This window comes from Shewanella sp. 4t3-1-2LB (assembly GCF_017368415.1).
Classification (GTDB): domain Bacteria; phylum Pseudomonadota; class Gammaproteobacteria; order Enterobacterales; family Shewanellaceae; genus Shewanella; species Shewanella fodinae.
Genome location: NZ_JAFNJD010000054.1, coordinates 1 through 20,306, shown reverse-complemented (window position 1 = coordinate 20,306; position 20,306 = coordinate 1). Strand labels below are relative to the sequence as shown.

The following is a 20,306-nucleotide window of genomic DNA, read 5'->3' as shown; positions in this document are numbered from 1 at the left end:
ACCATGATGAACTTCTTTATTCCTGAGGGGCAGTTACGCTGGCTCTCAGGTTGTTATTTTTTCTTTTTTGCCATTCTCGGTGCGTTAATTCCTTATCTGGGGGTATTTCTTGAACACCGGGGATTTAACGCCGCTGAAATCGGTTTTCTGATGGCGATTTTCATGGGAACCCGCATCATCGCCCCGAATATGTGGGCGATGGTGGCCGATCATACGGGGCGCCGCGCCGAGTTGGTGAAACTTGGGAGTCTCACTGCGGCAGTTGGTTATCTCAGCTTTTTTTACAATGGCGGATTTATCTACCTGGCGCTCAGCCTGACGTTTTATACCTTCTTCTGGAATGCGATTCTGGCTCAGATGGAAGTGATTACCCTGGAAACGTTGGGGGCGCAGTCAAATCGTTATGGCAGCATCCGTAGTTTTGGCAGCGTTGGTTACATTATCTGGGTGATAGCAACCGGTGCCGTGGTCAAGTGGTTTGGTCCGGAAGCCGTATTATATGTAGGCATGACTTTATTTGCGGGATTATTCCTCTGCTCTATGCCATTGCAGGCCAGCCGAACTGCGGCAACTGCCGAGTTTGTGGCGCCATTACGGTTCACTAAACCCATAGTGTGGTTTTTGTTGTCGGCGATGTTGTTGCAAGCCAGTGTCGGCCCGTTTTACGGCTTTTTTGTGTTGTATCTCAAACAGGTAGGTTATTCAGAGGCTACTGCTGGGGTGTTTGTTGCCATGGGCGCGATGGCGGAAATTTTCATGTTTGCCATTGCTCCTAGGTTGTTGGGGCGCTTTACATTACGGGCCTTGCTGATGACCGGTATGGCGGTCACTGCTGTCCGTTGGTTGCTGGTGGCGTTTGTTCCCGACAATATGCTGATTTTGGCGCTAAGTCAGGTGATGCATGCGTTTACATTTGGTTTGGTACATGCGTCGTCCATTCAGTTCGTGCATCGCCACTTTGATAAACACCATCAGAGCAAGGGACAAGCACTTTACGCCAGTATCAGTTTTGGTGTGGGCGGCGCGTTAGGTAACTGGATCAGTGGTCATATCTGGGGCGATGGCAGCAGTGCTTGGTTGGTATGGATATTTGCCGCCGCGTGTGCGGTAGCTGCAATGCTGGTGGTTTTGATGCTGCCTCCTGAGGATCAAAACTCTCCGGCAAAACGTAAGCTGGCAATCGCGGCTTGAACTAAGGAACGCTGATGCAACGTCAATTTCGTTTAGGCCTTATCATCAATCCGTTAGCCGGGCTCGGCGGCAGTGTGGCGCTTAAGGGCAGTGATAACGTTGCTGATGAAGCGCTGCGGTTAGGGGCAACGCCTAAGGCCAATGAGCGGATGGGCCAAGCATTAGCGGTGGTTAAGGACTATGCCGACAGGCTGCAGATAATTACCGCCGCCGGAGCAATGGGGCAGACGTTAGCCGAACAACTCGGTTTTGCGGTGACCTGTTGTTACCCTGCGCCTGCGCAAACTACCGCTGTTGATACCTGTGAGGCGGTAAAGCAGATATTGAGTTACCAACCAGATTTGTTGCTGTTTGCCGGTGGTGACGGTACGGCTCGCGATATTGACAGTGTGGTTGGCGATACTATTCCGGTCTTGGGTGTGCCCGCTGGCGTGAAAATTCATTCCGGTGTTTATGGTGTCACGCCACACGCTTCCGGTATGGTGCTGAAAATGCTGCTAGACGGGCAATTGGTCAGCCTGATGCAGGCCGATGTGATGGATATTGATGAGGTGGCCTTTCGTGCTGGCACTGTTCGCGCCAAGCGTTATGGTGAAATGACGGTGCCGGCTGCCCCTCGATATATTCAGTCGGTAAAAATGGGCGGCCGAGAAGTGGATGAGCTGGTGTTAGCCGATATTGCCGCTGATGTCATCGAACAGATGGAAGATGGGCTGTATATCATGGGCTCTGGCTCAACGGTTGCTGCCATTATGCAAGAGTTGGGGCTCGATAACACCTTGCTTGGCGTAGATCTAATTCAGGATAAACAGTTAATCGGCAACGATCTGACGGCTGCTGAACTGTTGGCCGCCACCGCAGGAAAGCAAGTCAAGTTGGTGATCACGCTGATTGGTGGTCAGGGACATATTCTTGGCCGTGGTAATCAGCAGTTGTCTCCTGAGCTTATTCGCCAGATTGGCAGAGACAACCTCATTATTGTTGCCACCAAAACCAAGCTTAAAGCACTTGCAGGAAAACCGCTGATCGTGGATAGTGGCGACCCGGCGCTGGATGCTGAACTCAGTGGCTATTACCGAATTATTACTGGTTACCGCGATTACGTGATGTATCAGGTGGCTAACCCCGATCTTGTGGAGTAAAAACATGCTGGAAAAATATGAACAGGCACTGCAACACTGGCTGGCGGAAATTGTTGCCAACGGCGATGACGATGCATTGTTTGCTAGCGGTTATCTGCAAGGGCATTTTGCTGTGGTGTTGGCGGAATTAGAAACGGAAACAGAGCAGGGCGCTGATGCTTTGGCAACCAAGATGAATGACTGCCTGAAACAGGCGGCAAAAGAACTGGAAGACTCTGACTATCGGCTGGTAGAACACGCCTGGCTGGAGTTACAAGCTCGCATCGTAAGTTAGTGCGCCCATCCATCCCCGGAATCGTTCGGGGATGCTTACTGCTACATGTTATAACTCTTTGCCTTTTAAAAGTTTCCGCATCCACTTGCGGTTAGCACTCAAGTGCTCAAGCTCGGTTACGGATAGCGGCAGCGGCTGATGTGTAAGTTCCGCCGCCAGCATTTCGGCAGCCAGCGGCGCACTGCATAATCCACGCGATCCCAGTGCGCCCAATACATACAATCCTTGATGTAATGGCGCCTTGGTTTTGCGCCAGAAATCAATGTCATGTATGACCTTGGCTTGTGAGTAAATAGCCGTAACATCTGGTATGGCTCCAGCCATCGGTAGGTGATCGCGGGTAACCATACGCACACCAACACGAGCTTGCTGCCCCATTTTAAGGTGGCGATGCCAAGAGGTATCAGGATAACTCTGCTGCAGCTTTTCAAGATTTTCTTGTTGCTCGTTTTCGCTATAACTCAGTGACTGAGAATCTTTGACATAACTAGCGCCGAGACAATGGATATGTTCCCATGCCGGCGTCAGATAACCTCTGGCGCAAAGTACCGTGTTAACCTCCGCCAGACCCGGCTGGGTGGGCACTTCACTGACTTGCCCACGAAATCTTGTCGCCGGTAACTGCGCGGTTTGTGGGTAGTCTATTAAGGCGCTGCCATTGGCGATAATGACGCTTGTATAGGGGCCATAGTTATTTCCCTGCGCATCACTGAGTTGCCATTTATCTGCGTTAGGCGTCAGCCTGACAATCTGGGTGTTTGCCCTTATCTGGGCGTAGCCGCATTGTTGTGCTTGCGCTACGGCGGCTTGGGTAAATTTTTGCGGGCCAACCCAGCCCGCTAGCGGATAGAAAAGCCCTGGTTCGTTAACGTTAACACCTGCAACAGCGTTGGCGGCATCAACGGCTAACCATTGCAAAAATTCATTAGTCCAAGGGTAAGCCGTGGCTATTTTTTCCAACCTGGCGCGGCTGTGTTGATCAAAGCCCGTAAGCAGTACACCACAGAAATCATGGGGGATATCGTGACCATAGGCGACTAATTGCTCAATGCGCTGACGGCTGAACAGAAAACCCTGCTGAAAAAACGCATTTAACGCATTGGCTTCCGGTATAAATTGTGGGTAAAGCGCTCCCTGCCGATTACCGCTGGCAGCCACCCCTACATCGCTATCGGCGTAAAATATTTGGGAATGAATTCCGCGCTCTGCCAGCGACAAGGCTAATGACGCCCCCGCGATACCTGCGCCGATAATGGCAACTGGCGACTCGCCGTCAAGGGCAGGCTGACAATATCTTGGATAAGGATAGTTCTGTGTTAATGCTTCATGTCGTAGTGCCTGACGTTCAGCCAAGGCGATGTCATCATTTACTTTAGTCATCTCCGTTGATGACTGACATTGAAATCCGGCGGTAATAAAATACGGTTTTAATGTAGCAAACTGCTCGTCCGGTAAATGGATAACGCAGTTATCGCAGCTAAATCTTGCCAGTTGCCAGATGAAGGGAGTGGTTGGCGTGAAAGGGGCTTGCCAGTACCACAGTGTTATCCATGGGCATGGCGCCATAATAGTTTTGAGCAGGTTTTTGTTGCAGCCTAGATAGAGATCAATGGTTACCCGACCAGCGTCCAATAGTAACCGTTGGCACATCTCTATGGGTAATAGGGTTTGTTGCAGCATGGTCTGTACTAACGGCAAATGCTTAAGTGGCTGCAATCGCGCCAGTAGCGTTTGTAGGTGTGTGTTTGCTTTATTTTCAGTATTGTCAGCCGCAAATACCAGCAGATGAAACTTGGTCGTTGGGCAGTGAAGCAAAGCCTTGGTACAGTGTTGTAATAGTCGTGGTAGTGCTGCGGTGCCGCAGCCTCCCAGATAGGTCGGTGTATGGGACTGTAAAGCTGTGTTTGCGGCAATCACGGACAGAGAAATCTCCTGTAACAGCGCGAAGGATGTTACATAGGTTCTGAAATTGGCATTATTTTATCTATATTTATGGAAAGCTGACCACTTATGCCTGCTAAAACAGTTAACATTGCGTCAGCAAATTGCAAGTACTGACAGTACGGAATGGATAGTTAAACATGAAAAGAGTTGTGATCACCGGTATCGGCATTGTTTCCAGCATCGGCAATAATAAGCAGGAAGTCACCGATTCCCTGCGTGCCGGTCGTAGTGGTATTACCCACTCTGCACAGTTTGAAGAGATGCAACTGCGCAGCCAGGTTTGGGGCAATGTCAAACTTGATCCCAGTGAGTTGATTGACCGTAAAGCGTTGCGTTTTATGGGCGATGCTGCGGCATACGCTTATCTGGCAATGAAAGAAGCGATTGAAGACGCCAGTCTCACCGAAGCACAATATTCCGATCCACGCGTAGGATTGATTGTGGGAACCGGTGGCGCTTCTTCGGCTAATCAGGTGCAGGCCGCCGACACTTTACGCAGCAAAGGCGTCAAACGTGTTGGCCCTTACATTGTCCCGCGGATCATGTCCAGCACTGCCAGCGCTTGTCTGGCAACACCTTATAAGATCAAAGGGATGAACTACTCCATCAGCTCGGCTTGTGCCACCAGTGCCCATTGTATCGGCCATGCGGTTGAACTGATCCAGATGGGCAAACAGGATATGGTGTTTGCTGGCGGTGCCGAAGAGATAGACTGGACCCTAACCATGGGCTTTGATGCCATGGGCGCGTTGTCTACCAAATACAACGATACCCCGGAAAAAGCCTCTCGCACTTATGATGCCGACCGTGATGGCTTTGTCATCTCTGGCGGTGGTGGCATCGTCGTGGTGGAAGAGCTGGAACATGCGCTGGCGCGTGGTGCCAAGATTTACGCTGAAGTCGTCGGCTACGGTGCTTCTTCAGATGGTTATGATATGGTGGCGCCAAGTGGTGAAGGTGCCGTGCGTTGCATGAAAATGGCCCTAGAAACCGTTGATACTCCTATCGATTATATTAACACTCACGGAACCTCCACTTTGGTTGGTGACGTGCGTGAGCTGGAAGCCATTCGTGAAGTGTTCACCGACCATGTGCCACCGATTGCGTCAACTAAGTCTTTGACTGGGCACGCCTTAGGCGCTGCGGGCGCTCATGAAGCAATATATAGCCTGCTAATGCTGCAAAATGGTTTTATTGCCCCATCCATTAATATTGATAAGCTGGATGAAGCCGCAGAAGGGTTACCCATTGTCCGCGAATATCGCGATGCCAATCTGACTACCGTAATGAGTAACAGTTTTGGCTTCGGCGGCACTAACGCTACTTTGGTGATGCGCAAATATCAGAAATAATATCTGTCTCTGAACATTAGAAAAGGAAGCTACGGCTTCCTTTTTTACTGGCTGGAGACGGACGCTTGTAGAGAATTGAGATAAAATAGTGACTTGCTAAGAATCCTGCGCCGGAAAGAAAAGAGCCAATGAAGCTGGTTGTAGATGAAAATATGCCCTATGTGCCACAGTTGTTTGCACATTTGGGCGAAATAGTAGCCGTTAACGGCCGCAAACTGGATGCTGCCACGGTGGCCGATGCCGATATCCTGTTAGTCCGTTCGGTCACTAAGGTTAATGAAGCCTTATTACGTGATAACCACAAACTACAGTTTGTGGGCAGTGCCACTATTGGTACTGATCATGTCGACCTTGATTACCTCGCGGCCAGAAATATTCCTTTCAGTAATGCTCCGGGATGCAATGCTACTTCGGTCGGGGAATATGTGTTTATCGCGTTGTTGGAGCTAGCGGCTAAGTATGGTACCTCACTGAAACAACGTACAGTGGGGATTGTGGGCGCTGGTAATACTGGCACCGCTGTCGCCAAATGCCTGAGTGCTTATGGGGTGACAACGTTGTTGTGCGACCCGCCGAAAGCGCGGCAAGGTGATAATCGTCGTTTGTATCCGCTAGAAACACTTTTGCAGGAATGCGATGTTATTACGCTGCATGTGCCGTTAACCGAGACCAGTGTTGACGCCACCCATCACTTGTTGGATGCACAGCGGTTACAGGCGCTGAAACCTGGTTGTTGGCTGATCAATGCCAGCCGTGGCGAGGTCATTGATAACCAAGCACTCATTCGCGTTAAACAGCAACGTCCAGATATGGCGCTGGTATTGGATGTCTGGGAAGGTGAACCTAACCCTATGAGTGAACTGGTAGCGTTGGCAGATATCGCTACCCCTCATATTGCTGGCTACAGTCTGGAAGGGCGAGCCCGGGGTACGCTTATGTTGTATGCCAAGTTGCAGCAGATGCTTGGCTTGGTGCAAACCCGAACACTTGCCGATCTGTTACCGATGCGCTGGAATAGTCGTCTTGAAATCAATGCTGCTCCTACTGAAAGTGAACTGTTAGCCTTATGTCGTTTCGTCTATGACCTACGGGATGATGACCGCCAATTTAGGAAAATTCATCAAATTCCAGGTGAATTTGACAATATGAGAAAAAATCACCGTCATCGGCGTGAATTCAGTGCACTAGCTCTGGAAAACCTTAGTGGTTCTGGGGTAGATTGGTTGTTCGAATTAGGTTTTTCTGGAGTCCATCGGTAAATGTCGCAAGAATATAATGTTGTTGTGTTGGGTGCATCGGGTGCGGTCGGTCAGACCATGATTGAAATTCTCGAAGAGCGCAACTTTCCTGTCGCTAATCTGTATCCGCTTGCCAGCAGTCGCAGCGCTGGTAATACAGTGACCTTCCACGGCAAGCAGTTGGACATTATTGATGTGGAAACCTTTGATTGGAGCCAAGCTCAGATCGGTTTCTTCTCTGCCGGTGGAGATGTATCTGCCAAGTGGGCACCTATTGCAGCCGATGCAGGGTGTGTAGTGATCGACAACACCTCGCATTTCCGCTACGACGCAGACATTCCGTTAGTGGTGCCGGAAGTGAATCCTGGGGCCATTGCCGATTTCCGTAATCGGAATATTATTGCCAACCCCAACTGTTCAACTATCCAGATGCTGGTGGCGCTGAAACCTATTTACGATAACTTTGGCATTTCGCGGATCAACGTGGCCACTTATCAGTCGGTGTCTGGTACCGGTAAAAAAGCCATTGATGAACTAGCTCAGCAAAGCGCCAAGTTGCTCTCTGGTACGCCCTCGGAACCCAAAGTTTATCCAAAACAAATCGCCTTCAACGTGCTGCCACACATCGACAAGTTTATGGATAATGGTTACACCAAAGAAGAGATGAAAATGGTGTGGGAAACCCGCAAAATCTTTGGCGATGATAGTATTCTTGTGAACCCAACTGCGGTGCGGGTACCTGTGTTTTATGGCCATTCAGAAGCCGTGCATATCGAGACTGTACAACCCACAGATGCGGCAGCAGTCAAAGCGGTATTGCGTGATGCGCCAGGTGTCGTGCTGTTTGAGGACGATGACGATTATCCAACTGCCGTAACTGAAGGTGCTGGCTCTGATCCTGTGTATGTTGGACGAGTTCGTAAAGATATTTCTCATGAATATGGGATCAACCTGTGGGTGGTGTCCGACAATATCCGCAAAGGTGCGGCGTTAAATAGTATTCAGATTGGTGAATTATTGATCAGAGATTATTTTTAACTGAGTGATACCGATTGATTTACCTTAAAAAGCCTGCGCTTGAGCAGGCTTTTTTTGTTTTACAAATGTGAACAGTAGCAGCTGTAACGTTTCTGGTTTATAGTAATCCCAATAAATACAATGCCTAAAGCCAGTCGTTTACGGGCGAATATCAGCGCTTGGAAGGGAATAGTTGATGAACTTTCGCACTTCATATCTCGTGGGCCTGACGGCCGCTTTTTTTGCCCTTAGCTCACCGTTTGTGACCTTGTCGGTACAAGGGCAAAATTTGAAAGTGATCGGCCCGGATGGGCAGAGCAGGGAACAGCAACAGCAACAGCCAAGACAGTATGGCCCAACAACGCCTAGTGACACCTTCTGGCGTATTGCCAATCAGGTAAGGCCTGATAATAGCGTCAGCATTTACCAAGTGATGGCGGCGATCTATGAAGCCAACCCTCATGCGTTTACCAGCAAAAACTATAACAGTCTCGAAAAGGGCATGATTCTGTTAATTCCGTCTAAAGAAGTGATGTTGGCGATTCCTCGGAGTCTGGCACAGCAACGGGCGGAGCAAGACGATCAAGCATGGAAACAGCAGACAGCCCCCACTGTCACCAAACGTAAAACCAAAGTTGAAACTGCATCTGCGGCACCTGTAACTGCACCCGAAGCAAAAAAATCTCCAGCTGCCAGCCCCGCATTATCTGCATTGGACGTGGATAATCTGCAGACGGCTAACCTGAATCTGACCGATGAACTTAGTCATACCAAGGCGCAACTGCAAGCCGCTGATGATGAAAAGAAACTGCTGCAATCGCAAATAGCCGAGTTGCAGCAACGCATGACCGTGCTTGAAGAATCACTGAAAGCCGCCAGAACAGAGGTGGCACAACTGCAGAACGATTTACAGGCGGCTAAGCAAACTGCTGATACTGAAGCAGTCAATCCTGAAGTTAAAGATGCCGTCACGGCAGCAAACAACGGCACCGAAGCCGTAACCCCAGCCCCAGTTAAGGCCGCAGCGCCTGATGCGGCCAAAGAGAGCAGCACTCAGCCACCTCAAACAACAACAGTCGTGACGGAACAGCCTAGCCATTTCTGGCGCACCATAGCAGACAATCCCGGTTTGATGATAACTGTTGCCTTGGTGCCAGCAGGGTTACTGTTATTCTTAGGATGGTTGTTCTTCGGCCGTCGGAAAAAGCCTACCGTTCAGCCTCAAAACGCCACCGACACGGATATGGAGCCACAGCTGGATATCCATGATGATGCGGCAGATTTGGACAGCGATGATGTCACTGCTATTCACCTTGATGATGAAGATATACTGGATGAACAGCTAAAAGATCTGCAGCAACTGCAACCTGAACCTGAAGGTCTGGCGGAGGCCGCATTTCATGATGATATGCCCGAGCACGAAATGTTTGTCGATGAGGGTGCCCCTAAGACCACAGATGACTTTACGGCTGATGATGCGCAGTCTCTGGACGACCTGTGGGCTGAGGCGATGGGCACCAAGACAGATGAACCCAATGTCGCGCTTAAAGATGATGATTTTGATTCATTGCTAGACGGGCTGGAAGATACCGATAACAAGGCGGATGCTGCTAAGCGCGATGCTAAAGAAGCCTCGTTGGCCGATACCTTGCCCGCCGATGTTTCTGCCGCCTTAGCTCAGGAGTTTGGTGAGCAAGAAGATACACTTGCCAACAGTGGTGATGATTCTGATACTGCAGAGCCAGAGCCAGAGCCAGAGCCAGAGCCAGAGCCAGAGCCAGAGCTGAAGAAGGCAAAAGACGATTTCGATACGGATCCCGCATTTGCAGCAGCCGCTGACACTGATGTTGGCAAATCTTCAAGCAAGTCAGCGGCAAATACTGGTGATGATGATCTTGGTGATAAAATTATCGCTGAGCTTGGGCTTGATGACGACGGAGACGACATTGCTGAGACCGATGTGGATGCTTTGCTGGCGGAACTGGAGTCAGATTCCTCACCGCAGGCGGTATCTTCGCCAGAGCACGATGCCATACAGGATGCCATCGCCGCAGAGTTAGCGCAGGAGCTGCCAGTTTCAGCCGTAGAAGATGATGCTGATGCATTGCTGGCGGAACTGGAGTCAGATTCCCCTGCGCCAGCGTCTTCGCCAGAGCATGACGCGATCCAAGATGCCATTGCCGCAGAGTTAGCGCAGGAACTGCCAGTTTCAGCTGCAGAAGATGATGATGTGGATGTGTTGTTGGCAGAGCTGGAACGCGATGGCAGTGAAACCGTTGATGACGATATTGATAACCTGTTGCAGCGAGAAGGAAAAACGGCGACAAAAGAGACAGATACCGAGTTTTCATTGGAAGATGAGTTATCTAAGCCTGCGAAGGGTGAAGAGGACGATCTGGATGCATTACTGGCTGAACTTACTGAAGCTGAAAAGCAGAAGCCTGCTGCCGAGAAAAAGAATATTAAGGAAAAGGACACCGGTTTCTTTGATGATTTGAAGGCCCCCAAAGCCAGCCGCGATGATGATATGCCTGAGTTGTCGGTGGCCACTGATGATTTGACGGACGATGAATTGCTCAAGAGCTTTGCGGATGACGAAGAGCAGTCATTACCGGAAGATGATGCTTATGACCTGCGTTTTGATGAGGCACAGGACAAGCTGACAGTCGATGAAGCGCTGGCAGCGCTGGATGCTGACGAGATTGCCAAAAAGCCGTTGAAAGCAGTGTCCGATGAGGATCTGTCAGCATTTCAGAAAGAAAATGGTTACATTGACATTGATAAACTGCTCAATGATGCCAGCGAAGAGACTGACGATGTTGACCCCTATAAGTCTGTAGATGTGGACATGGGCGATCTGGAGGGTTTGGTGGACGAACAGGATCTGGTGGATGTGGATGATGAAGAAAATTCCGTCAACGCCAAACTGGATCTGGCTCGAGCATATATCGAAATTGATGATCGGGACGCGGCGCGGGCACTCCTTAAGGAAGTTCAGGTAGACGGCAATGAGCGGCAGAAAGAAGAAGCTGAATCGCTGCTAAAAGATATCAATTGATTTCAAGGTTAACGATGACGGCACCTACGGGTGCCGTTTTTTTAGGCGATAAAATCAACGTAGCCAACAGTCACTAACATCTTCAGGATTTACAGCAGTTTCACTGTGGTTGATGTGGTAAAATCCGCGGCCTTAGAAATGATGGAGGATATGATGCGAATTGCGCTGGGCGTAGAATATGACGGCAGTGGCTATTTTGGTTGGCAGAAGCAGGCAGAGGTGGATTCAGTTCAGGGGCAACTTGAGCGAGCATTATCGGTAGTCGCCAATGAAACCATTGAACTGCAGTGCGCTGGGCGTACAGATGCTGGCGTCCATGCCACCGGACAAGTCGTGCATTTTGATACTAACGCTGTGCGTAATACTGGGGCCTGGACCTTGGGTGTCAATGCCAATCTGCCCGATAATATTGCGGTGCGCTGGATGAAGGAAGTTTCGCCTGAATTTCATGCGCGTTTTTCCGCTACCGCCAGACGTTACCGTTATATTATCTACAACCACAATTTGCGCCCCGGCATCATGCGCCATGGTGTTAGTCATTATCATGGTGAACTGGATGTGGAAAAGATGCACCAAGCCGCACAGTATTTGCTGGGCGAAAACGATTTTACCAGTTTTCGCGCAGTGCAATGCCAGTCAAAAACGCCTTTTCGTAATCTGCACCGTATCAGTGTCAGTCGCCAGGGTCTGTACGTGATTGTTGATGTAGAGGCAAACGCATTTTTGCACCATATGGTACGTAATATCGTAGGGTCGTTATTGGAAGTCGGCTTGGGGAACCAACCACTGGATTGGTTAGGGCAACTGTTAGCCATGAAAGATAGAACTCGGGCCGCTGCCACGGCGAAGCCGCAGGGATTGTATTTGGTGCATGTGACTTATCCTGCCCATTTTGGGTTGCCAGAGGTGTCTCCTGGTCCGTTATTTCTGGCAGACTGAATCAAGTTGTTGGTGTAAAGGCTGAAATAAAGCAAGGTTTACATGAAGATGAAGTTATCTGAAACCGCGGGGCAAATATCTGTTCCAGACGCATCTGCCAATTTGCAGCAATGGTTAGATTACCTATTAGCTATCCATCCACAAGAGATTGAACTGGGGTTGGAACGGGTGGCCGCGGTTGCTGCGCGATTAGCGTTGCTGGTGTTAGCGCCAGCGAAGGTGATCACGGTAGCTGGCACTAACGGTAAGGGAACCACTTGTCGGATGCTGGAATTGATCCTGCAGCAGGCGGGGGTTCGCGTTGGTGTATACAGTTCGCCCCATCTGTTACATTACAACGAACGTGTGCGGATCCAAGGTGTCGACGCCGCAGATGCCGATTTCATCGCGGCGTTTCAGCAAATTGAGCAAGCTCGTGGCGATATTTCACTGAGTTTTTTTGAGTATGGAACCCTGGCGGCATTGCTGTTATTCAAACAGGCGGCACTGGATGTGATTATTCTGGAAGTCGGTCTGGGCGGGCGCTTAGATGCCACCAATATTATTGATGCTGATGTCAGTGTGATTACTGCTGTTGATTTGGATCACCAAGCTTTTCTCGGGAATACCCGTGAACAAGTTGGCTATGAAAAAGCGGGGATTTTTCGTAGCGGTCGACCAGCCGTGGTGGGCGATCCTCAAATGCCCAATACCGTGGCTGAAGTCGCCGCTGCAAAAGGCGCGCTGCTAAAACAGGTGGGCGTAGATTTTCACTGGCAGTCAACGGATGAGCAGCACTGGCGTTTCAGTGGTAGTCGTTGGCAGCTTAGTCAATTGCCTAAACCTCGGCTACCGCTAGCTAATGCAGTGACGGCATTAGCTGCATTGGAAGCCCTCTATGATGAGCTGCCGCGGGCGGCCATCGAACAAGGACTGCGACAAGCAACACTTAGCGGTAGGATGGAACATTTTTGTGAGCAGCCTTTGATTCTACTGGATGTTGCTCACAATCCTCATGCCGCACGTTATTTGGCGGGGCAACTGCAGGCATTGTCACGTCACGGTAAACTCTACGCGCTTTGCGGCATGCTTAAAGATAAAGACATTCATGGTGTATTAAGCGTGTTAGCACCGCTAATTGATGAGTGGCATTTGGTCACTCTGCATAATGAGCGGGGGGCAACTGCCCAGATGCTGCGGCAAGCCTTACCGGCAACTAGCTGGTGCCAGCAATATGATGAGATGGCGTCGGCTTGGAAGGCGTTATCAACACGTTTGCATAACACCGATGTGGTAATTGTCTTTGGCTCCTTTTACACTGTTTCAGGTTTCAAAGAAGTTGTCCAAGCTATTGGAAAGGAATAAAGATTTGTCGTCTCAATTTCACAACCGTTTGGTGGGCACTGTGGTGCTGATGGCTCTGGGGGTAATCTTTTTGCCGGATATTCTGGACGGTAAGAAAGAACACCAGCAGGAGCAATTTACGGAGATCCCCTTGCGGCCACAGACAGCTGTTGTTGCTGATAATGCCAATAATACAGTGCTGAATGAGCCTAAAGCCGCCCCAGCGGTTACCGAACAGGTGGTTGAAGACACGGCCGCTAGCAGTAAAACTGTTAGCCCTGCATCCGCTGGGACAACCGTAACCCAAACAGAAAACAGTGTTCCAAAGGATGTACAAGTTGCCACTCAGCCACCAGAAAAGACCAAGCCAGAGCCTAAAAAAGCGATGCAGGTGAGTTGGACGATTCAATTGGGCGCATTTAGTAATGCCACCAATGTGAAAGGGCTAGTACAACGGTTGCGTGCCAGTGGCTATGCGGCTTATACGCTGCCAGAGAAGCCTGTGGAAGGTAAGTTGACCCGGGTGTTTGTCGGTCCGGAAGTGTCTTTGGAACGACTAAAAGAGCAGCAAGGAAAAGTCGAGTCTCTGACCAAATTGAAAGGGAAAATTATTCAGTTTAACCCATTAGAGAACTGAGTTTGCGTCACGCCTAGGTGGCAAATATTTGCGTACCGGGGGTGAGAATAAACTCACTCTCTGGTAGAATCCCCGCGAACTTAATCACTGCTGGACACTTCTACCCATGGTTTGGATAGATTACGCCATCATCTTTATTATTGGGCTTTCAACCCTCGTCAGTCTGATCCGCGGTTTTGCCAAAGAAGCTATGTCGCTGGTGGTCTGGTTTGCGGCATTTTTTATCGCCAGTCAGTTTTACCAGGATCTTGCTGTTCATATCACCCAAATCAACGATGAAATGCTCCGCAACGGTGTGGCGATTGCCATTCTGTTTATCGCTACGCTCATTATCGGCGCTATGGTGAATTATTTGCTGGGCCAACTGGTCAACAAAACTGGACTATCGGGTACTGACCGAGTTTTGGGTGCCTGTTTTGGCATCTTACGTGGGGTGTTGATTGTCAGTGCCATTCTCTTTTTTCTGGATGCTTTTACCGGTGCCCCTAATACCCCGTGGTGGAAAAGCTCGCAGCTGGTGCCTGAATTTGGCGTAGTGATCCAGTGGTTCTTCAATTATATGGAGCACGCCTCCAGCTTTGTACCCAAAATATAAAAAATACAGTTATCAGAATATCTTACAGTGAGGAAACTTACCCATGTGTGGTATCGTCGGAATAGTTGGCCGCTCATCGGTTAATCAGACCATTTATGATGCACTGACAGTGCTTCAGCATCGTGGTCAGGATGCGGCAGGAATAGTCACCGTTGACGGGCAGGCTTTTCGTCTGCGTAAGGCCAACGGTCTGGTAAAAGATGTGTTTGAGCCAAAACACATGCAGCGTTTACAAGGTAATGCCGGTATTGGCCATTGCCGTTATCCTACGGCGGGGAGTTCCAGTGCCTCAGAAGCCCAGCCTTTTTACGTCAACTCGCCTTTTGGTATTGCGCTGGCGCACAACGGTAACCTGACTAATACACTGGAACTTAGCGAAGGGCTGCTGAAGAAACGCCGTCACATTAACACCACCTCAGATTCCGAAGTATTATTGAATCTGTTGGCCGATGAGCTGGACAAGACTGACAGCCTGAAATTATCTGCCGATGAAGTGTTTGATGCGGTGATGCGAGTACATAGCCAAACACGCGGCGCTTATGCGGTTACCGCTATGATTATCGGCAACGGTCTGCTAGCGTTTCGCGATCCTTTCGGTATTCGACCATTGATCCTTGGCAGGCACGAGACCGCTACCGGTACTGAATATATGGTTGCCTCTGAAAGTGTGGCCTTGGATGCTGTAGGTTTTGAGGTGATGCGCGATGTCGCACCAGGTGAAGCGGTATACATTACGCTGGATGGCGAACTCTTTACCCGTCAGTGTGCTGAAGCCCCTGTGTACGCGCCCTGCATATTTGAATTTGTTTATTTTGCACGCCCAGACTCCACTATCGACAAGATTTCTGTCTATGCCAGCCGTGTGCATATGGGCACTAAACTTGGCGAAAAGATTAAAAAGGAATGGTATGACCATGATATTGATGTGGTTATCCCCATTCCTGAAACATCCGTTGACGTGGCATTGGAAATTGCACGTTGCATGAACTTGCCGTATCGCCAAGGGTTTGTCAAAAACCGCTATATTGGCCGTACCTTTATCATGCCTGGTCAACAACAGCGCAGGAAGTCTGTTCGGCGTAAACTCAATGCAATTAACGCCGAATTTAAAGATAAAAACGTGTTGCTGGTGGATGATTCTATTGTGCGTGGTACCACCTCTGAGCAGATTATTGAGATGGCTCGTGAAGCAGGTGCCAAAAAGGTTTATTTTGCATCGGCAGCACCAGAAATCCGTTTTCCAAATGTCTATGGCATCGATATGCCAACCTCCAATGAGCTGATCGCTTATGGCCGTGATGCGGATGAGATTGCCAAAATCATTGGTGCCGATGGTATTATCTTCCAGGATCTGCAGGATTTGATTGACGCGGTGCGTATGGAAAATCCCGATATCAAACGTTTCGAAACCTCAGTCTTCGATGGTCATTACATTACTAAAGATGTGGATCAGGCTTACCTAGATCACTTGACGCAGTTGCGTAATGACGACGCCAAAGCTAATCGCAATCGCGATATTGGTACAAATCTGGAGCTGCATAACGTTTGCCATCCGTAAAACAGCGTTACACGGTTAAGCATCGTTTTTAAAAAATCCCCGTCGTCCTCTAGGATACGGGGATTTTTTATGGAGTTTGTAATTTTCCGTGTCGTCATTGGTGACGTTGGGGCCAATAATCTGTTGATGATGGCTTCTGGCGTTAACGTTGGTATTCGCCGCAGTTTGCCGTTGCTGAGTGTATTTGCTTGGGGACACTAATGTTGCTGTTGGCAACATAGACTTCTAGGTGTTGTTTCTGCCGTTACAGTGGCGACAGTATGCCTTTGACTGGATTATCTGTTGTACTTCTCATGATTGATTGGCCGCAGCAGTGCGGTTACTGTCATAGACAGATTAGCTTGTCCTTTGGGTTTTATGAAAGGATGATTGTTTCAATGGGTGAGAATACTAAGGCGTGAGAGTCGCTGTCGGGATGAACATTGCCGAGGTGATAACATCACATTGCAGTTGCTGTTGGCTACAGCAGTGTTTCTGTGGTTTTTTTACGTGAGTCAGCATATGGCCGCTATTGGTGCATCTGCAACCTTGATTAGCAAGAGCCCGCCATCGTCAATACTGCTTAGGCAATTGTTGGCATTCTCTGTTCTGCCAATGTTGGCTGAGTTGTTGATGGGTTCCTAGGATTATCTTATGAATAAATTGCGACTATTTAAACGCTTGGGAATTGGTGTTGTACTGTTCTTGCTGCTCGGTGTGGCACTTTTGTTGTTATCGCGTTCCCGGGATTTTCAGCTGTTTGGCAAGTTGGTCTCTCATATTGATACTGCAGTCCCCGTAGTTGCACTGACTTTTGATGATGGGCCCTCAGCACAGTACACCCCCGATGTGCTGGCGACGTTGGCACATTATCAGGTCAAGGCAACATTTTTCGTTACTGGTCGTGAGGCATCACAGCATAGTGCCATGACCAAGGCAATTGTTGCCGCTGGGCACCAGTTGGGCAATCACTCTTGGTCACATCCAAGACTGGTTTTTCACTCATATGCTGTCATTGCTAATGAGATTGAGCAGACGGATGCCGTTATTCGAGAAGCCGGTTATCGTGGTCCTATCTATTTCCGTCCGCCTTATGGCAAAAAATTGCTGCTGTTGCCTTGGTATCTTAAGCAACACCAGCGAGTGACTGTGACTTGGAATGTGGAAGCTGACTCTGATTTAGGTGCCGATGCCGACACCATTGCGCAACGTGTCATTAGCGAGGTGAAGCCGGGTAGTATCGTGCTGTTGCATGTCATGTATGCTAGCCGTGAGGCATCAAGAGCTGCGTTACCATCCATCATCGAAGGATTACGGGCAAAAGGCTATCGATTGGTCACGATGGCAGAACTGCTACAAGACTCGCAGCCATAAAAAACGGCGCCACGGCGCCGTTTCTTCTATCAAAAGTCAGACTATTTTTGACTGGCTTCCTTGTGGAGCTTGATTACCCCGTAAGCTTGGCCTTCTGCGTGGCAGTAGTAACAAGTTTCGTCACCCGCCTTGTAGATACGACCAGCACTGGCGTTATCTTCAACTACACCACCAAACTCTTTGGCGTGACCAGCCCAGTCGGCAACCTTGCTGTGACAGCCAGCACAGGTGGCTACTGTTGGTGACAGTTCGGTTACTTGACCATCGGCAGTGGCGCCTACCGTTGCCACTAACTGAGAGTTTTCAGTTTTCAGCCCAGCGAAGTCTAACTGACCTTCATCGTGACAGGCTTGGCAGTTGGCTGCTGATTGCGGATAAGTTGTCTCATCCCTTGGCGCACCCATACCTTTAACAGTACGAGTTCCTGCGTGCAGAGAATGCACCATTTCACGATAGTTGAGCGTGTTATTTGCAGTGCGGATTGACTTGATATGGTCAGCTCCAGCAGTGTGGTAAATATCGGCACCCATATAGGCAACAGTGTCATTGTTGTGACAGCTGTTGCAGCTGCCATCGGTCAGTGCTGTGGCACTTACTGGATTATGACAACTGCCGCACTTATCGTTACCTGGTGCGAAGTTAGCATTGGTTGCTGCATTGCCGGCAAGCGTATGTGCATCAACAATTCGCTGCTGCATTTCACTATCATGACATGCTTGACACTTGCCTTCGTCAGCCACGATAGCGCGGCTAGCGTTAGCTCCGGTCAAATCCAGCGCGTTAGCAGACATAACTTCAACTTGCGTGTCAGCTTCATCACTGTCGCAGTTTACTGCGGTCATGGTGTTGTGGTTAGCACAAACAATCATCTTGGCTTTAACTACGGCAGCGGCTGGCGTACCGAAATCGTCGGTATTTATACCGCTAATAGTGGCGGTGAGCTTGCTGCCATCCATGCTAAGGGAAACTTGATCGCGAGGTATCATGTCTCTTGTAGCACTGCTGTCTTTGCTGATATCCCATAGCTTATGCTGACCATTATTGGTCGGCCGGGCAATAACGTCTGGCTTACCGTTGACGACCAAATACAGCGCACTGATAGCACTATCCTGAGCTGGGAAGGTATTGAGTTTGTCAAAGTCAACAGTTGCTGTCAGTGTGCCGGTTCCCAAAGCAACAGAACTCAGGGAGAGACCGTACAGATCTTTAATGCTGCTGCGAGTCTGAAGTAACTGATCGTGGATCAGGCCGGCACCTTTAGGATTATTACTGTCTGGATGACAACCGGCACAGCTGTTCGCCCATGCTTTGGGAAACAGTTCGCGGTCATGGAACAGTGAAGCAGCAGTACCGTTCCAGGTGTTGGGAGCTTGGCTGATTTTGTCTTTATGGCAACTCAGGCAGCTGTTGTTTCCCGGAATATAATACTGATCTGCTTGCGGTGCAGCGTTACTGATGTGACAGCTCTGACAATCTGCAATTTCACCTGGATAATGCACACCACTGAAATCGTTCATGCTGGCATTATGTCCCACAATTTTATAGTCAGCCTGATGGATTTTATGCACCAGCGTGGCCATATCAATAGGATTACCGGTTTCAGGATCGGCAGAATAGGTGGTGTGACACATGACACAACCTTCAAAGTTGAACCGTTTACCACCATGCATCAGCAAACGATGTTCGCTACTGCCTAAATTGGCAGTATGGCAGCGATAGCAACTTTGCTGCGGATCAATCAACTGACGGCCTTCATCGGCTTTAGCAACTGCGCCGGTTGCCGGTATAAAATCGTAAGTGATATTGATCAGTTTTTTGGTGACATCGCTGTCACTTGTTGGCAGCAATTCCAGATAGATGCGGGTAGTTGCATTAGCATCGTAACTGGTATCCAAGCCATCAAACTGTGAATAGGCATTCAATGCCTTACTAAAGGTATAGCGATAATGCCCGCTGCCCAGATTTGTAATGCAATCTAGTTTGCAGCTGGTTTCAATACCGGCTTGCCATTCAGTGGTCGCTTTTGTTCCTGCGCCGGATCCCGGTGTCACTTGATTATTGATATAACTGATCCACTCCTTACCTTCGGCCATTTGGTCTTTGGTATTGTAATCAGCAACAGCATCTTTGTTTGGCAGCAGTGGTTGTGGCTGACCAAGTTTGGCAATACCGACACCTAAAGTGGCGATACTATCAAGCTTATCAAGGCCAATCACCGCCACCCCATTGGCGTTGCTCAGATAGAAATCCACACTGACTTGTGTTTTATCGTCAATGTTGACCGCTTCAATCTGTGCACTCAGCGTTGTGGCATTGCTGATATCCACGCCCACATCGCTCACAGGCGGAGTGGGATTATCCACTTGGTTATTATCATTATCATCAGAACATCCTGCTAATATTCCGTAATTTAATGATAATAATGACAACCATAAAATATGGGTTTTGGTCTTCATATATTTCATTCCTTGTTTAGAAAAGTGTCGGGATCTAATAGGAATGCACTCGAGAATATACTCTATTTATTTATGAGGATATGTGTGTGATGAATCTCTGGTATTTGGTTTGTTAATTGTTAAGAGTGGGTCAACGCTAAAATATTGCTTTTTCTGAATCAGCATTTTCATTTTCAGCAAAAGTAAAAAAATAAATTTGATAACATCAGCAAAGCGTATTTCAAAATAC

Annotated in this window: 16 protein-coding genes; 14 read left to right on the top strand and 2 right to left on the bottom strand. The window is 49.1% G+C overall.

The genetic code is table 11. The annotated features are described in order from the left end of the window. The first annotated feature begins 3 nt into the window (after positions 1-3). Genes J3L11_RS16805 through J3L11_RS16795 form a run of 3 tightly spaced genes read left to right on the top strand, consistent with a single transcriptional unit; the run spans position 4 to position 2,607 of the window. The gene (locus J3L11_RS16805) at positions 4-1,191 is read left to right on the top strand and encodes an MFS transporter (protein WP_189618527.1); all 1,188 of its coding nucleotides are present in this window, start codon (positions 4-6) and stop codon (positions 1,189-1,191) included. A gap of 14 nt (positions 1,192-1,205) precedes the next feature. Further along, the gene (locus tag J3L11_RS16800) at positions 1,206-2,333 is read left to right on the top strand and encodes an ATP-NAD kinase family protein (RefSeq protein WP_207571721.1); all 1,128 of its coding nucleotides are present in this window, start codon (positions 1,206-1,208) and stop codon (positions 2,331-2,333) included. A gap of 4 nt (positions 2,334-2,337) precedes the next feature. Next, a complete protein-coding gene (locus J3L11_RS16795) occupies positions 2,338-2,607 on the top strand; it encodes a YfcL family protein (protein ID WP_189618530.1) in 270 nt (89 codons plus the stop codon). Positions 2,608-2,655: 48 nt separating this feature from the next. Here J3L11_RS16795 and mnmC read toward each other — a convergent pair whose 3' ends face one another. Beyond that, entirely contained in the window at positions 2,656-4,524 is a 1,869-nt protein-coding gene (mnmC, locus tag J3L11_RS16790; protein ID WP_207571720.1) for an FAD-dependent 5-carboxymethylaminomethyl-2-thiouridine(34) oxidoreductase MnmC, read from the bottom strand. A gap of 164 nt (positions 4,525-4,688) precedes the next feature. On the opposite strand from mnmC, the gene fabB reads away from it, so the two are divergent. The 11 genes from fabB (at position 4,689) to J3L11_RS16740 (ending at position 17,621) form a co-directional block, all read left to right on the top strand. Further along, positions 4,689-5,903 (top strand): beta-ketoacyl-ACP synthase I, encoded by a 1,215-nt coding sequence (gene fabB / locus J3L11_RS16785; RefSeq protein ID WP_207571719.1) that lies wholly within the window; start codon positions 4,689-4,691, stop codon positions 5,901-5,903. 128 nt (positions 5,904-6,031) lie between these two features. Beyond that, positions 6,032-7,162, top strand: coding sequence for a 4-phosphoerythronate dehydrogenase (locus J3L11_RS16780; RefSeq protein WP_207571718.1), 1,131 nt, complete (start codon positions 6,032-6,034; stop codon positions 7,160-7,162). Continuing rightward, complete coding sequence (locus tag J3L11_RS16775; protein WP_133038865.1) at positions 7,163-8,179, top strand: aspartate-semialdehyde dehydrogenase; 1,017 nt, start codon at positions 7,163-7,165, stop codon at positions 8,177-8,179. It abuts the gene before it with no gap. Positions 8,180-8,354: 175 nt separating this feature from the next. Further along, on the top strand, positions 8,355-11,216 hold the full coding sequence (locus J3L11_RS16770) for a FimV/HubP family polar landmark protein (RefSeq protein WP_207571717.1): 2,862 nt from the start codon (positions 8,355-8,357) through the stop codon (positions 11,214-11,216). 153 nt (positions 11,217-11,369) lie between these two features. Further along, positions 11,370-12,155, top strand: a complete 786-nt coding sequence (gene truA / locus J3L11_RS16765) for a tRNA pseudouridine(38-40) synthase TruA (RefSeq protein ID WP_207571725.1) — start codon at positions 11,370-11,372, stop codon at positions 12,153-12,155. Positions 12,156-12,197: 42 nt separating this feature from the next. Continuing rightward, a complete protein-coding gene (folC, locus tag J3L11_RS16760) occupies positions 12,198-13,499 on the top strand; it encodes a bifunctional tetrahydrofolate synthase/dihydrofolate synthase (protein ID WP_207571716.1) in 1,302 nt (433 codons plus the stop codon). 4 nt (positions 13,500-13,503) lie between these two features. Continuing rightward, on the top strand, positions 13,504-14,115 hold the full coding sequence (locus tag J3L11_RS16755) for an SPOR domain-containing protein (RefSeq protein WP_207571715.1): 612 nt from the start codon (positions 13,504-13,506) through the stop codon (positions 14,113-14,115). 106 nt (positions 14,116-14,221) lie between these two features. Then, positions 14,222-14,710 (top strand): CvpA family protein, encoded by a 489-nt coding sequence (locus tag J3L11_RS16750; protein ID WP_189618543.1) that lies wholly within the window; start codon positions 14,222-14,224, stop codon positions 14,708-14,710. Positions 14,711-14,753: 43 nt separating this feature from the next. Further along, complete coding sequence (gene purF / locus J3L11_RS16745; RefSeq protein ID WP_207571714.1) at positions 14,754-16,268, top strand: amidophosphoribosyltransferase; 1,515 nt, start codon at positions 14,754-14,756, stop codon at positions 16,266-16,268. A 69-nt stretch (positions 16,269-16,337) separates the two neighbouring features. Further along, positions 16,338-16,469, top strand: coding sequence for a hypothetical protein (locus J3L11_RS19565; protein WP_278250746.1), 132 nt, complete (start codon positions 16,338-16,340; stop codon positions 16,467-16,469). 432 nt (positions 16,470-16,901) lie between these two features. Continuing rightward, positions 16,902-17,621: a polysaccharide deacetylase family protein gene (locus J3L11_RS16740; protein ID WP_207571713.1), complete on the top strand. Its 720-nt coding sequence runs from the start codon at positions 16,902-16,904 to the stop codon at positions 17,619-17,621. 41 nt (positions 17,622-17,662) lie between these two features. On the opposite strand, the gene J3L11_RS16735 is transcribed toward J3L11_RS16740, so the two are convergent. Beyond that, positions 17,663-20,077 carry an OmcA/MtrC family decaheme c-type cytochrome gene (locus tag J3L11_RS16735; protein WP_207571712.1) on the bottom strand — a complete coding sequence of 805 codons (2,415 nt, stop codon included), beginning with the start codon at positions 20,075-20,077 and terminating at the stop codon, positions 17,663-17,665. Between the last annotated feature and the right edge of the window lie 229 nt (positions 20,078-20,306).